Source organism: Tardiphaga sp. vice304, from assembly GCF_007018905.1.
GTDB lineage: Bacteria > Pseudomonadota > Alphaproteobacteria > Rhizobiales > Xanthobacteraceae > Tardiphaga.
In genome coordinates this window covers 3671316-3685043 of record NZ_CP041402.1, presented here as the reverse complement: position 1 = coordinate 3685043, position 13728 = coordinate 3671316, and the positions used below count along the sequence as shown (strand labels likewise).

At 64.2% G+C, this 13728-nt stretch carries 15 protein-coding genes; 12 read left to right on the top strand and 3 right to left on the bottom strand.

The window, feature by feature from the left end; translation table 11 throughout:
• Positions 1-69 precede the first annotated feature (69 nt).
• The 4 genes from dapA to FNL56_RS17475 all read left to right on the top strand — a co-directional run bounded on the left by dapA (position 70) and on the right by FNL56_RS17475 (position 2569).
• Positions 70-960, top strand: a complete 891-nt coding sequence (gene dapA, locus FNL56_RS17490; protein WP_143574156.1) for a 4-hydroxy-tetrahydrodipicolinate synthase — start codon at positions 70-72, stop codon at positions 958-960.
• A 71-nt stretch (positions 961-1031) separates the two neighbouring features.
• Positions 1032-1448, top strand: coding sequence for a large conductance mechanosensitive channel protein MscL (mscL, locus tag FNL56_RS17485; protein ID WP_143582198.1), 417 nt, complete (start codon positions 1032-1034; stop codon positions 1446-1448).
• 63 nt (positions 1449-1511) lie between these two features.
• Positions 1512-1985, top strand: a complete 474-nt coding sequence (smpB, locus tag FNL56_RS17480) for an SsrA-binding protein SmpB (RefSeq protein ID WP_143574154.1) — start codon at positions 1512-1514, stop codon at positions 1983-1985.
• A 2-nt stretch (positions 1986-1987) separates the two neighbouring features.
• Positions 1988-2569 carry a peroxiredoxin gene (locus FNL56_RS17475; protein ID WP_143574153.1) on the top strand — a complete coding sequence of 194 codons (582 nt, stop codon included), beginning with the start codon at positions 1988-1990 and terminating at the stop codon, positions 2567-2569.
• Between the two features lie 105 nt (positions 2570-2674).
• On the opposite strand, the gene FNL56_RS17470 is transcribed toward FNL56_RS17475, so the two are convergent.
• Both FNL56_RS17470 and FNL56_RS17465 read right to left on the bottom strand, forming a co-directional pair.
• Positions 2675-3343: a uracil-DNA glycosylase gene (locus FNL56_RS17470; protein ID WP_143574152.1), complete on the bottom strand. Its 669-nt coding sequence runs from the start codon at positions 3341-3343 to the stop codon at positions 2675-2677.
• Between the two features lie 4 nt (positions 3344-3347).
• Positions 3348-3971: a LabA-like NYN domain-containing protein gene (locus FNL56_RS17465; RefSeq protein WP_143574151.1), complete on the bottom strand. Its 624-nt coding sequence runs from the start codon at positions 3969-3971 to the stop codon at positions 3348-3350.
• Between the two features lie 361 nt (positions 3972-4332).
• Here FNL56_RS17465 and rpoZ point away from each other — a divergent pair, with 361 nt between their 5' ends.
• The 8 genes from rpoZ to FNL56_RS17425 all read left to right on the top strand — a co-directional run bounded on the left by rpoZ (position 4333) and on the right by FNL56_RS17425 (position 11669).
• Positions 4333-4725 carry a DNA-directed RNA polymerase subunit omega gene (gene rpoZ / locus FNL56_RS17460; protein WP_143574150.1) on the top strand — a complete coding sequence of 131 codons (393 nt, stop codon included), beginning with the start codon at positions 4333-4335 and terminating at the stop codon, positions 4723-4725.
• A 156-nt stretch (positions 4726-4881) separates the two neighbouring features.
• Positions 4882-7233 (top strand): RelA/SpoT family protein, encoded by a 2352-nt coding sequence (locus tag FNL56_RS17455; protein WP_143574149.1) that lies wholly within the window; start codon positions 4882-4884, stop codon positions 7231-7233.
• 30 nt (positions 7234-7263) lie between these two features.
• Complete coding sequence (locus FNL56_RS17450) at positions 7264-8022, top strand: pyridoxine 5'-phosphate synthase (RefSeq protein ID WP_143582197.1); 759 nt, start codon at positions 7264-7266, stop codon at positions 8020-8022.
• Entirely contained in the window at positions 8019-8438 is a 420-nt protein-coding gene (gene acpS / locus FNL56_RS17445) for a holo-ACP synthase (protein ID WP_143574147.1), read from the top strand. The genes FNL56_RS17450 and acpS overlap by 4 nt, the downstream gene beginning before the upstream one ends.
• Positions 8439-8706: 268 nt before the next feature.
• Entirely contained in the window at positions 8707-9465 is a 759-nt protein-coding gene (gene lepB, locus FNL56_RS17440; protein WP_143574146.1) for a signal peptidase I, read from the top strand.
• Entirely contained in the window at positions 9462-10283 is an 822-nt protein-coding gene (gene rnc, locus FNL56_RS17435; RefSeq protein ID WP_143574145.1) for a ribonuclease III, read from the top strand. Before lepB ends, rnc begins: the two co-directional genes overlap by 4 nt.
• Positions 10284-10335: 52 nt before the next feature.
• Entirely contained in the window at positions 10336-11238 is a 903-nt protein-coding gene (gene era / locus FNL56_RS17430; RefSeq protein WP_143576217.1) for a GTPase Era, read from the top strand.
• A gap of 11 nt (positions 11239-11249) precedes the next feature.
• Entirely contained in the window at positions 11250-11669 is a 420-nt protein-coding gene (locus tag FNL56_RS17425) for a hypothetical protein (RefSeq protein WP_246661587.1), read from the top strand.
• 88 nt (positions 11670-11757) lie between these two features.
• On the opposite strand, the gene FNL56_RS17420 is transcribed toward FNL56_RS17425, so the two are convergent.
• Entirely contained in the window at positions 11758-13701 is a 1944-nt protein-coding gene (locus FNL56_RS17420) for an AI-2E family transporter (RefSeq protein ID WP_246660696.1), read from the bottom strand.
• Positions 13702-13728: the final 27 nt, after the last annotated feature.

Here is a 13728-nt window from a genome sequence, read left to right as displayed (position 1 = left end):
CCGTTAGAAGTTGCTGTTCGATCAAGGGTTCAGCAGACGGCGCAGGCCGCAGCGCGTTCGGAGAATGACATGGCAGCCAAGACAGATTTTCGGGGGTCCTACACTGCCTTGGTCACGCCGTTCAAAGATGGCGCGCTGGACGAGGCCGCGTTCCGCGCGCTGGTGTCCTGGCAGATCGACGAGGGCACCAACGGCCTGGTCCCCGTCGGCACCACCGGCGAGAGCCCGACGCTGAGCCATAAGGAACACATGCAGGTCGTCGAATGGTGCATCGACGAGGCGCGCGGCCGCGTTCCGGTGATCGCCGGCGCCGGCTCGAATTCCACCCGCGAGGCTGTCGAACTGGCCAAACATGCCGAGAAGGCCGGCGCCGACGCCGTGCTGGTGGTCACGCCATATTACAACAAGCCGACCCAGGAAGGCATGTACCAGCACTTCAAGGCGGTGAACGACGCGATCGGCATTCCGATCCTGATCTACAACATCCCGCCGCGCTCGGTCGTCGATATGTCGGTCGCCACCATGAGCCGGCTGTACGAGTTGAAGAACATCACGGGCGTCAAGGATGCCACCGCCAATCTGGCCCGCGTCTCGCAGCAGCGCCACGCGATGGGGCCGGACTTCATCCAGTTGTCCGGCGAGGACATGACCGCGCTGGCCTATATGGCCGCCGGCGGCCATGGCTGCATTTCGGTCGTCGCCAATGTCGCGCCGAAGCCCTGCGCCGAGCTGATGGCGGCAGTGCTGAAGGGGGATTATGCCGCAGCCCTCAAGATCCAGGATCGGCTGGTGCCGCTGCATGACGCGATCTTCATGGAGCCGGGTCTGGCCGGCGCCAAGCATGGCCTGAAGCTGCTCGGCCGCGTCCATGAAGAAGTGCGTCTGCCGCTGATGAAGGTCACGGAGCCGACCGGCGCGGTGATCCGCGACGCCATGGTGCACGCCGGGCTGTTGAACTGAGGTCACGGCGTTTGGCCGTGATTGCGACCCTGACCATATTGACCTGACCATATTGAAGAGAGGAATTGCAAGTGCTGAAGGAATTTCGTGAATTCGCGATGAAGGGCAACGTGGTCGATCTCGCTGTCGGCGTGATCATCGGTGCGGCGTTCGGCGCCATCGTGACCTCGATGGTCGGCGATATCATCATGCCGATCGTCGGTTCCATCACCGGCGGCCTCGACTTCTCGAATTACTTCACCGGCCTGTCGAAAGCCGTGACGGCGACCAATCTCGTCGACGCCAAGAAGCAGGGCGCCGTGCTGGCCTGGGGCAACTTCCTCACTTTGACCATCAACTTCATCATCATTGCCTTCGTGCTGTTCATGGTGATCCGCTTCATGAACAAGGTGAAGCGCAATGACGCGGCCAAGCCCGCGGAGCCTGCCAAGCCGACCCGTGAAGAAGAGCTGCTGACCGAGATCCGCGACCTGCTCAAGAAGGCCTGACGGCTGCTTGAAGCGCGCGTTATCGACCTTATGTTTTCGAGATAACGCCCAGAGCGAGTGACGATGGCCGAGAAGAAAGACCCCCCGATCAAGGTGATCGCGGAAAACCGCAAGGCGCGGTTCAACTACGCCATCGAGGACACGCTCGAGGTCGGCATTGCGCTGACCGGCACCGAGGTGAAGTCGATCCGTAACGGCAAGTCGACGATCGCGGAGTCCTACGCCGACCCCAAGGACGGCGAGATATGGCTGATTAACTGCAACATCCCGGAATATCTGCAGGCCAACCGCTTCAACCATGAGCCGAAACGGCCACGCCGGCTGCTGCTGCACCGCAAGCAGATCAACAAGCTGATGGGCGCGGTCGAGCGCCAGGGTATGACGCTGGTGCCGCTGAAAATGTACTTCAATGAGCGTGGCCGGGTGAAGCTGCAACTGGCGCTCGCCAAGGGCAAGCAGTTGCATGACAAGCGGGCCAGCGAGAAGGATCGCGACTGGGGCCGCGAAAAGGGACGCTTGATGCGGTCGCGGGGGTGAGCATGGTGACGAAGCAGACCAATCTTCTCGAAGTCGACTGGAGCCAGATCCCGGCGCCGCAGGATGACGGCGCCGCGGCGCATCTCGTGGGCATGACCGTTCCCCCGATCAGCCTGCGCGCGACCAACGACACCGCCGTGGTGCTGTCCGAACTCCGGGGCCGCACGGTCGTGTTCGCCTATCCGCGCACCGGCGAGCCCGGCAAGATCTCGCTGGTCGATGATTGGGACATGATCCCGGGCGCGCGCGGCTGCACGCCGCAGACCTGCGCCTTCCGCGACCTGTTCGCCGAGTTGAAGGCCGCCGGCGCGAAGCAGGTGTTCGGCCTCTCGACGCAGAGCAACGCCTACCAGACCGAAATGGCGTCGCGCCTGCATCTGCCGTTTCCGGTGCTGTCGGACGAGGCGCTCGAATTGGCCGAGGCGTTGCGTCTGCCGGTGATGGAAGTGGCCGAACTGACCTTGATCAAGCGCATGGCGCTGGTGATCGACGATGCGAAAATCACCCAATTGTTTTACCCGGTGTTTCCGCCAGACCGGAACGCCGGCGACGTGCTGGAATGGTTGAAGGCCAATCCGGTCTAGCTCACTTCGTTGCCCGGATGACAATCCGGGGCCGGCCGCTCCAAACGACCGCTTTCCCCGGATTGCGTCGTCGCGCGGCGTTGCGGCGTGCCGACATCATCCGGGCTACTCCTCTGCCAGATCCGCCTTCACCCTTGCGAACACGCTGCGGAACATCTCCGGCGTCAGCACCCGCGTATTCGTGTTGTAGCGCGAGCAGTGATAGCTATCGTACAGCTTGAATCGGCCGGCGTCGTGCACCGCGCCATGGGCGAACGGCGCCAGCACCGCGCGGATGCCGAGCGTCTTCAGCATCGTGTCGTGGGCGACGCGGCCGAGCAGCACGATGGCGCGCAGCCGCGGCATCGTCTCCATCGTGGCGATGAGGAACGGCCGGCAGGTGGTGATCTCGACGGGCAGGGGCTTGTTCTGCGGCGGCACGCAGCGCACCGCATTGGTGATGCGACAGTCCTGCAAGGTCAGGCTGTCATCGGGCCGCGCCAGGAACTGGCCGGTGGCAAAGCCGAACTCGATCAGCGTCGCGTAGAGCAACTCGCCGGCGTAGTCGCCGGTGAACGGCCGTCCGGTGCGGTTGGCGCCGTTGACGCCGGGCGCCAGGCCGACGATCAGCAGCGCGGCGTCGGACCGGCCGAACGACGGCACCGGCGAATTCCACCCTTGCGGATCGCGGGCCCGGACCGCGTGGCGATAGTCTACCAGCCGCGGGCAGAGCGGGCAGTCGCGGTCGGGATCGGTGGGAATGCCGGCGACAGCGCCAAGCGTCGTCGCCGGCATGGGATCAGTCTTCGAATTCGTCGTCGGCGGCAGACGGCGCGGTGGTGGCGGCCGTGCGCTGCAGGAATTGCGGGGTCTGGTGGCGCGGCGCCGGGCGTTCCGCCGGATCGCGGCCAAGCTTGGACTGCAGTTCCATCAAGTCGGTGAACACGTCGGCCTGGCGGCGCAGTTCGTCAGCGATCATCGGCGGCTGGCTGGAGATGGTCGAGACCACGGTGACGCGGACGCCGCGGCGCTGCACGGCCTCCACCAGCGAGCGGAAGTCGCCGTCGCCGGAAAACAGAACGATCTGATCGACATGCTCGGCCAGTTCCATCGCGTTGACCGCGAGTTCGATGTCCATGTTCCCCTTGACCTTGCGGCGGCCCGAGGCGTCGATGAATTCCTTGGTCGCCTTGGTGACCACCGTGTAGCCGTTGTAGTCGAGCCAGTCGATCAACGGCCGGATCGAGGAATATTCCTGATCCTCGATGATCGCGGTGTAATAAAATGCCCGGACCAGCTTGCCGCGACTCTGAAATTCCTTGAGCAGGCGCTTGTAGTCGATGTCGAAACCAAGTGTTTTCGCCGTGGCATAAAGGTTGGCGCCGTCAATAAAGAGCGCGATCTTGTCAGATGAGGGGGACATCAAGTTTCTCACGTGGTTTGTTGTTGCTAACGTTCTTGGCACGGCAACAATTTCGTCGTGCGTTTACAATAGAACCGCCCACGTGCGGCGATCCGTTTGGTCCAACCGTCGCACAAAAGGGTGAGAACGGGGCCATCGTCGCCCTTATGACTATGCAATAAAGCCCTTTTGGTGGTCGCTGGCCTGGTTTTGCAGGGGCGGAATTCAGTACCTCGCGGCCCCCTGCGGGGTATCATGATGAGGTATCAGATGGTAAGTGATTGGCCAATCACCAAATTGGTTCTTGCGAAATCTGCAAAGCCCCTATACCTAACCCGGATAATCATCATTTCTGGCCCCTTTAACAGCGGAGCGACATTTAATGGCGCGCGTCACCGTCGAAGATTGCATCGATAAAGTCGACAACAGGTTCGACCTGGTTCTGCTGGCGGCCCACCGGGCCCGCATGATCTCGTCGGGTTCACAACTGACGATTGATCGCGACAACGACAAGAACCCCGTGGTGTCGCTGCGCGAGATCGCCGATTCGACGATATCGCCGGAAGATCTCCGCGAGGAACTGGTGCATTCGCTGCAGAAGTTCGTCGAAGTCGATGAGCCCGAGCCCGACACGATCCCGCTGATCGGCTCCGCCGGTGCCAGCGTCGATGCCGACGACACCGAAGTCGCTGTCGAGCGCATGACCGAAGAAGAACTGCTCAAGGGTCTCGAAGGCCTGGCCCCGCCGGAACAGCAGCCCGAGGAAGACGAATAAGCGACGGTATCTGCATCGTTCGCCAACCCTCGCGAACATCAAATTTTCGACAAGGCCCGGACGATCGTCCGGGCCTTTGCTTTTGCGGACACTTTCAGGGCAAACTCGGGACTCATAATGATTTCGCTCCAGCATGGGCGATGAAATGAGGGATTGATGGCGACGCGCCGTAATTCGCGGCAGATGGAAGCGGCGAGCGACAGCATCGCAGCCGCGACGTCGTTGACGCCTGCCACCCCGGCCGCTGCCGAAGTGACTGTGGCGCCTGGGACCGCTGCCACGCCCGTGACCCCCGCCAAAGTGCCGCGCGCCTCGCGGGCCCGCATGATGCGGCAATACGATCTGGTCGAACGGGTCCGCTCGTACAACCCGAATACCGACGAGGACATGCTCAACCGTGCCTATGTCTACGCCATGGTCGCCCATGGCGAGCAGACGCGGGCGTCGGGCGACCCTTATTTCACCCATCCGCTCGAAGTGGCGGCGATCCTCACCGACCTCAAGCTCGACGACGCCACCATCGTGGCGGCGCTGCTGCACGACACCATCGAGGACACCGAGGCGACCCGCGCCGAGATAGACCGGTTGTTCGGCGCCGAGATCGGCGCGCTGGTCGAGGGCCTGACCAAGCTGAAGCGGCTCGAACTGGTATCGCGCGAGGCCAAGCAGGCCGAAAACCTGCGCAAGCTGCTGCTGGCGATCGCCGACGACGTCCGCGTGCTGCTGATCAAGCTTGCCGACCGTCTGCACAACATGCGGACGATGGAGTTCATGCCACCGGCCTCGCGCCGCCGCATCGCCGAGGAAACGCTCGACATCTATGCGCCGCTGGCCGGTCGCATGGGCATGCAGGAAATGCGCGAGGAACTCGAGGAGCTGTCGTTCAAGGTACTCGATCCCGAGGCCTATGCGGTGGTGACGGCGCGGCTGGATGCATTGGCCGAGCGCAACCGCAATTTGATCGGCATGATCGAGGCCCAGCTTTCCACCAATCTGGAGAAGCGCGGCATCCCTGCGCGGGTGTCGGGCCGGCGCAAACGGCCATTTTCGATCTGGACCAAGATGGAGCGCAAGTCGGTCGGCTTCGAGCAATTGTCCGACATCTTCGGCTTCCGCGTGGTGGTGAAGGACACCGAGGCCTGTTACCGCGCGCTCGGCGTGGTGCACACCACCTGGCCCGTCGTGCCCGGCCGCTTCAAGGACTACATCTCGACACCGAAGCAGAACGACTACCGCTCGTTGCACACCACCGTCATCGGACCCGGCAACCAGCGTGTCGAGCTGCAGTTTCGCGACGAGGACATGAACGCGATCGCCGAATACGGCATCGCCGCGCATGCGTTCTACAAGGACGGCATCGGCTCGCCGACCGAAATGTTGAAGCGCGAGTCCAACGCCTTCTCCTGGTTGCGCCACACCATCGGCATCCTCTCCGAAAGCTCCAATCCCGAGGAATTTCTGGAGCACACCAAGCTCGAACTGTTTCACGACCAGGTGTTCTGCTTCACCCCGAAGGGCAAGCTGATCGCGCTGCCGCGCAACGCCAATGTCGTCGACTTCGCCTATGCCGTGCATACCGACGTCGGCAACAGCGCGGTCGGCTGCAAGATCAACGGCAAGTTCGCGCCCCTGTCGTCGGAATTGCAGAACGGCGACGAGGTCGAGGTGTTGACCTCTGCCGCGCAGCAGGCGCCGCCGTCGGCCTGGGAATCGCTCGCCGTCACCGGCAAGGCCCGCGCCGCGATCCGCCGCGCTACCCGCACCGCGGTGCGCGACCAATATGCCGGGCTCGGTCGCCGAATCGTCGAGCGATTGTTTGCCCGCGCCAAGATGGAATATGCCGACGACCAGTTGAAGGGCGCGCTGCCGCGGCTGGCGCGGACTTCGATCGACGATGTGATGGCCTCGGTCGGCCGCGGCGAGCTGCGCGCCGCGGACGTCGCCCGTGCGATGTATCCCGACTACAAGGAAGAGCGGATCGGCCGCTTCGCCGCCACCAACCGCAAGGCCACCGCGGACCGGGTCAAGACGCCGGACGGCGCGGGCCGGGTCACCTCGATCATTTCCGTTGGCGGTCTCAATCACGACCTGCCGGTGAAGTTTGCGCCGAATGGCGGCGCCGTGCCGGGCGACCGCATCGTCGGCATTGTCACGCCGGGCGAGGGCATCACCATCTATCCGATCCAGTCGCCGGCGCTGAAGGATTTCGAGGAGGAGCCGGAGCGCTGGGTCGATGCGCGCTGGGACGTCGATGAGACCTCGCCGCAGCGTTTTCCGGCGCGGTTGTTCGTGCAAAACGTCAACGAGCCCGGCAGCCTTGCGCAGATCGCCCAGGTGATCGCCGACCATGACGGCAATATCGACAATATCAGCATGTACCGCCGCTCCCCGGATTTCACGGAGCAGAACATCGATATCGAGGTCTATGACCTCAAGCATCTGAGCGCTATCATCAACCAGTTGCGCGCCAAGGCCGTCGTCGCCAAGGTCGAGCGCGTCAACGCCTAGCGTCTTCTTCCAGCCTCCCGGATTGCCGTCATGACCAAGACCTCGCCGCTGCGCCTCGGCGTCAACATCGATCACGTCGCCACGCTGCGTAATGCGCGGGGCGGCACGCGGCCCGATCCGGTGCGGGCGGCGCTGGCCGCCATCGCGGCCGGCGCCGACGGCATCACCGCGCATTTGCGCGAGGACCGCCGCCACATCCGCGACGCGGATATGGTCAGGCTGAAGGCCGAAATCTCCAAGCCGCTGAATTTCGAGATGGCGGCGACGCCGGACATGGTGCGGATTGCGCTGGCGACCAAGCCGCATGCGGTCTGCCTGGTGCCGGAACGGCGCGAGGAACTGACCACCGAAGGCGGGCTCGACGTCGTCGGCCAGCGCGAGTCGCTGGCACCATCGATCGCCCGCTTCAACGACGCCGGCATTCGCGTTTCGCTGTTCATCGCCGCCGATCCCGGCCAGATCGAGATGGCCGCCAGGCTCCGCGCGCCGGTGATCGAACTGCACACCGGCGCCTGGTGCGACGCCATCGAGGATGGCAACGCGGCGAAAGCCGCCAGCGAGTGGCAGCGCATCGTCGTCGGCGTCGAACTGGCGGAGGCGGCCGGGCTCGAAATCCATGCCGGCCACGGGCTGGACTACGCCACCGCCGAAACCATCGCCGCGTTGCCGCAGATCCGCGAGCTGAACATTGGCTACTTCATGATGGGGGAGGCGCTGTTCGTCGGGCTGGCCGAAACCGTCCGCCTGATGCGGGCGGCGATGGCGCGGGGGCGGGGGGCCGGGGCATGATCCTCGGCATTGGCAACGACCTGATCGACATCACGCGGGTCGCCAAGGTGATCGAGCGGCACGGCGAGCGCTTTCTGGAGCGGGTCTTTACCGAGGCCGAGCGCGCCCGTGCGCAGCGCCGGGCGGGCAATGAGAAGATGCTGATGGCCACCTATGCCAAGCGCTTTGCCGCCAAGGAGGCCTGTTCCAAGGCGCTCGGCACCGGCATCCGGCAGGGGGTCTGGTGGCGCGACATGGGCGTGGTCAATCTGCCGGGGGGCCGGCCGACGATGCGGCTGACCGGCGGCGCGCTGGCCCGGCTTCAGGCCATGACCCCGGCGGGGTTCGAAGCGCGGATCGACCTCACCATTACCGACGACTGGCCGCTGGCGCAGGCGTTCGTCATCATTTCGGGGGAGCGGACAGCCGAGGGCTAAGCTTCCAATAAATCGATTATTGCATATTTTTCAGTTAATTAGCCGATTTTATGGGGCCGGGGCCAGCTTTGTCGCGATTGCGGCCTCGCCGACAACCCGCTAAAAGCCGGCATCCGTCTTCAGCCGGGTCGAATGCGCCTGGACCCTCTGGGTTTGCGCCGCAATTCGCTCTAAACATCAGAATCAGAGCCTTTTCTCATCGCGTCGCCATTTTCGCGTGAGACAATCCACCAGCGGCGCGGCGATCGCGACGGGAATCGGGAAAGCCATGAGCGTGACATCCGGAACCAAGACCGAAGGCGGTATCGGCGAGACCATCCGAGTCGTGATCAACGCGCTGTTGATTGCGCTGGTGATCCGGACCGTCCTGTTCCAGCCGTTCAACATCCCGTCCGGCTCGATGAAGGCCACCCTGCTGGTCGGTGATTACCTGTTCGTCTCGAAATATTCCTACGGCTACAGCCATTATTCGATCCCGCTGTCGCCGCCGATCTTCTCCGGGCGGATTTTCGGCTCCGAGCCCGCGCGCGGCGACGTCGTCGTGTTCCGGCTGCCGAAGGACGACAGCACCGACTACATCAAGCGCGTGATCGGGCTGCCCGGCGACCGCATCCAGATGAAAGAGGGGCTGCTCTACATCAACGAGAAGCCGGTGCAGCGCGAGCGGCTGACCGACTTCGTCGGCGAGGATCCATGCGGCTCGGACGCCACCGCGCGCGTCAAGCGCTGGAAGGAAACGCTGCCGAACGGCGTGACCTATGAGTCCTTGGATTGCGTCGATAACGGTTTCTACGACAACACCAACATCTACACCGTGCCGCCCGGCAACTTCTTCATGATGGGCGACAACCGCGACAATTCGACCGACAGCCGCGTGCTATCCGCGGTGGGTTACGTGCCGTTCGAGAACATCGTCGGCCGCGCCCAGATGATCTTCTTCTCGATCGCCGAGGGCGAACAGGCCTGGCAGATCTGGCGCTGGCCGACGGCCGTGCGCTGGAGCCGCATCTTCTCCATCGTGCGATGAAGGAAGATAGCAACATCCCCACCGAGACCGCGCCGCGCGCCGACGAAGTGAACCCGCCTGCCGCGGCCGCGCCGGAATCCGCCGCGGTCCGGAAGAAGCGCAAGAGCGCCGCGCTCAAGGCGGCGGCGGCCGAGATCGAGACCCGGATCGGCTACGTCTTCAAGGACCCAGCCCTGATCGCCACCGCGTTCACGCACGTCTCGGCACTGAAGTCTGCGCGCAACCGCGGCGACAGCTACCAGCGGCTCGAATTTCTCGGCGACCACGTGCTCGGCCTCGTGGTATCCGACATGCTGTACCGTGCCTTTCCGGGCGGCGACGAAGGCGAACTCTCCAAGCGCCTGGCCGACCTCGTGCGCAAGGAAACCTGCGCCGATGTGGCGCGCTCGCTGGGCCTGCTCGAGGGCATCAAGCTCGGCTCGGTCGGCGTCGGCGCCGGCGCTCGCTTACGCAAATCCGTGCTCGGCGACATCTGCGAAGCGGTGATCGGCGCGATCTTCCTCGATGGCGGCTATCCCGCCGCGGAAGAATTCGTCCAGCGCAACTGGGTCGAGCGGATGCGCAAGCCGGTCAGGCCGTTGCGCGACGCCAAGACCGTGTTGCAGGAATGGGCGCAGGGCCGCGGCCTGCCGACGCCGGTGTATCGCGAGGTCGAACGTTCCGGCCCGCACCACGATCCGCATTTCAAGGTCGCGGTGGATGTCCAGGGTCTCGCCCCGGCCGAAGGCGAGGGCGGCAGCAAGCGCGCCGCCGAGAAGGCCGCAGCCCAGGCGATGGTCGCGCGCGAAGGCGTCAGCAGTGGCGGCAACGAAGGATGATGCTGTGAACGAAGCCGAACACGACGAAGAGATTCATGACGCGCCGGATGCGATGCCGGCGGATACCCGCTGCGGCTTCGTGGCTTTGATCGGCGCGCCCAATGTCGGCAAGTCCACTTTGGTCAATGCGCTGGTCGGCTCCAAGGTCACCATCGTGTCGCGCAAGGTGCAGACCACGCGCGCGCTGATCCGCGGCATCGTGATCGAGGACCACGCCCAGATCATTCTGGTCGATACCCCCGGCATCTTCCTGCCCAAGCGCCGGCTCGACCGCGCGATGGTCAAGACCGCCTGGAGCGGCGCGCATGATGCGGACCTCGTGTGCATCCTGCTCGACGCCCGCGAGGGAATCGATGAGGAGGCCGATGCGATCTTCACCAAGCTGGAGAGCGTCAACCACCCGAAATTCCTGGTCATCAACAAGGTCGACATCGTCTCCAAGGAGAAGCTCCTGAAGCTGGCGCAGGCTGCCAACGAGCGGATGAAGTTCGTCGAGACCTTCATGATCTCGGCGATGACCGGCGACGGCGTCGACGATCTGCGCAAGCGGCTGGCGAAGGACGTGCCGGAAGGCCCGTATCATTATCCCGAAGACCAGATGTCGGACGCACCGATGCGGCATCTCGCGGCCGAAATCACCCGCGAAAAGATCTTCCGCCAGCTGCATCAGGAACTGCCGTACCAGTCGACGGTCGAGACCGATAGCTGGACCGAGCGCAAGGACAAGTCGATCCGCATCGAGCAGACGATCTTCGTCGAGCGCGAAAGCCAGCGCAAGATCATGCTCGGCAAGAACGGCGCGACCATCAAGTCGATCGGCGCGGATTCGCGCAAGGAGATCGCCGAGATCGCCGGCGTGCCGGTGCACCTGTTCCTGTTCGTCAAGGTGCGCGAGAACTGGGGCGATGACCCCAACCGCTACCGCGAAATGGGCCTCGAATTTCCGAAAGAATAGCAGTCGACCTGATGGCGATGACCAGCAAACACGGCCCGATCCATTCGTCGAAGGACCTGCCGAAGAATGTCTTCTATTTCGAGGTTCTGCTCTGCGCATCGCTGACGCTGGATGCGCTATCGATCGCGTTTCAGGACCGCAGCACCACCGACGGGATCAGCGAGAGCACTATCATGGCCGCGAACATCGTCGCCGCCTCGATACTGCTTTTGTTCGTGTTTCTGGTGCATCTTGCCTCGCGTGGCCGCAAGAGCTGGCCGCGCTGGCTGCTGACGGCGTCGCTGGTGTTCTCTTTGCTTTCGCTGTCGCAGATCCTGAGCGTCTACGGCCTGCAGTTCGACAGCTTCATCGAAATCATCTCCTCCGCGCTGACCGGGGCAGGGCTGTACTACGCTTTCACCGGCGACGCGAAAGACTGGTTCAACGCGTGAGCCGTAGGATGGGCAGAGGCGCTCCTTGCGCGGTGCCCACCGCAACCGCCATGGTGGGCACGCTTCGCTTTGCCCACCCTGCGCACAGTTAAACTTTCCCCGCCCGGTTCAGCGCGGCATCGACGCCTGCCGCCAGCGCGGTGAGATTCGAAGAGGGCGCTCGCCCCATCGCCACGTCGCTTATATCGTCCACCACATCGGAGAAATTGCCGGCGGACAGCGTGATGTTGGGCATCGGCGCCGACATCGCGACGCGCCCGCTGCCGAGCGTGGCGACGAGGATCCGCGCGTTTTTACTCTTCTTGGCCAGCCGCCGCACGGCATACTGGATCATAGCGTCCGATGGCTTGCCGACGTAGCAGATGCACAGCGCCTGCGCTTTCGACAGGTCCAGCGAGAAGAACCGCGCGATCGACAGCGCATCGGCCTGCTCGGCGGCGGCGCCGATGCCGCGTTTCTTCAAGAGTTGCGCCAGGACCAGCGAGGCGGCCTCGTCGAGCTTTCCGGCACCGGGCAGGCACATCACGGCTTCCGGCGCCTCCCACGCGGCTGGCAGGTGGTCGGGCTCATCCGCCGCCACCACGGCATCGAGCCGCGCCAGATCCGAGCGATGGTCGACCGTGGCGGGTTTGTCCTCGACGACGATGTCCTCATGGCTGTCGAGGTCCTCGACGACCTCGCTGACGGTGTCGAGGATGCGATCGATGCGGTCCGCGGGCAGTCGGCCAAGGCCCATGTCCGCTTCGGCCAGACGCAGGCCCGGTAGCAGAATGGTGTCGTGATAGTCCGCGAGCGACGCACCTTGCAGATAGGTCTGCGCCTGCTGCGACGCCTCGACGGGATCGCCGGCGAGCATCCGCTGATAGACGAGTTGCGGCGGCGTCAGCGCCGGCTGGTTGCCGAGCAGCACGTCGAAAAATTGCAGCCGGTCGACATGTTTGCCGACCACCACCAGGCAGATCGTCAGCGGCGTCGCCAGCACCAGCCCGATCGGTCCCCACAGCCAGGTCCAGAACGACGCCGACAGCACGATGGCGACCGGCGACAGGCCGGAGCTGCGGCCATAGACCAGCGGCTCGACGATCTGCCCGGCGATCAGTTGCAGCGTCGCGAACAGAGCGGCGGTCGCCATTAGCATGCCCCAGCCGGATCCGACCGCGGCGGCCAGGATCAACGGAAACACCGCCGAGATCGGCGAGCCTACATAGGGCACGAAACGAAGGATGGTCGCGACCAGCCCCCATAGCGGGGCGGAAGGTACGCCGATGACCTGCAGCCCGATCCCCACCAGCAGTCCGAAGGCGGCATTGACGATCATCTGGTTGAGAAACAGCTTGCTCAGTCGTTCGCCGGCGTCGTCGAGCGCGGCCGTTGTGCGCTGCATGTCGTGCGAGCCGGCAAGGCGGATGAAGCGGTTTCGCAGATCCTGACGCTGCAGCAGGATGAAGATCACGAAGATGACGACGATCCCGGTCGTGGTGAGCGGCTGGATCAAGGGCTGGATGATCGCCACCAGCGTTGACAGCGTGCCGGGATCGGGCTGGCGGATTTCAACCAACATGGGTTTGTCGACCGGCTGCCGGCGCAAGCCGTCGAGCGCCGCACGGCCGGCGTTGGGGTTCTGCAATTCGCTGTCGAGTTCGCGCAGCACTTTCGAGGCGCGCTCCAGCGTGCCGGAGCCGCCGGTGGCGAAGCCGCGCAGGCCGTGGATTTTTTCGCGCAGGGTCTGCTGGTATCCGGGCAGCTCTTCGGCCAGCCGGTTGGCCTGCGAGACCATCAGCCCGCCGAGGCTGAATACGATCGAGAAGCCGATAAACACCGCGACCAGCACCGACATCGTGCGCGGCACCCGCCACGCCTGCAGCCGGATCACGAACGGCGCCAGCACGAAGCTGAACAGCACGGCCAGTGCCACCGGCACCAGGATCTCGCGGCCGAAATACAGGCCGGTCACGATCAGGGCCGCCATCGCCATGTTGATGAGCGCCGTCCCCGGCGGTTTGGGGAGGCGGATCGGAGCAATATCTACCAAGGGAGGTTCCTGTGTCCGCAATTGGAC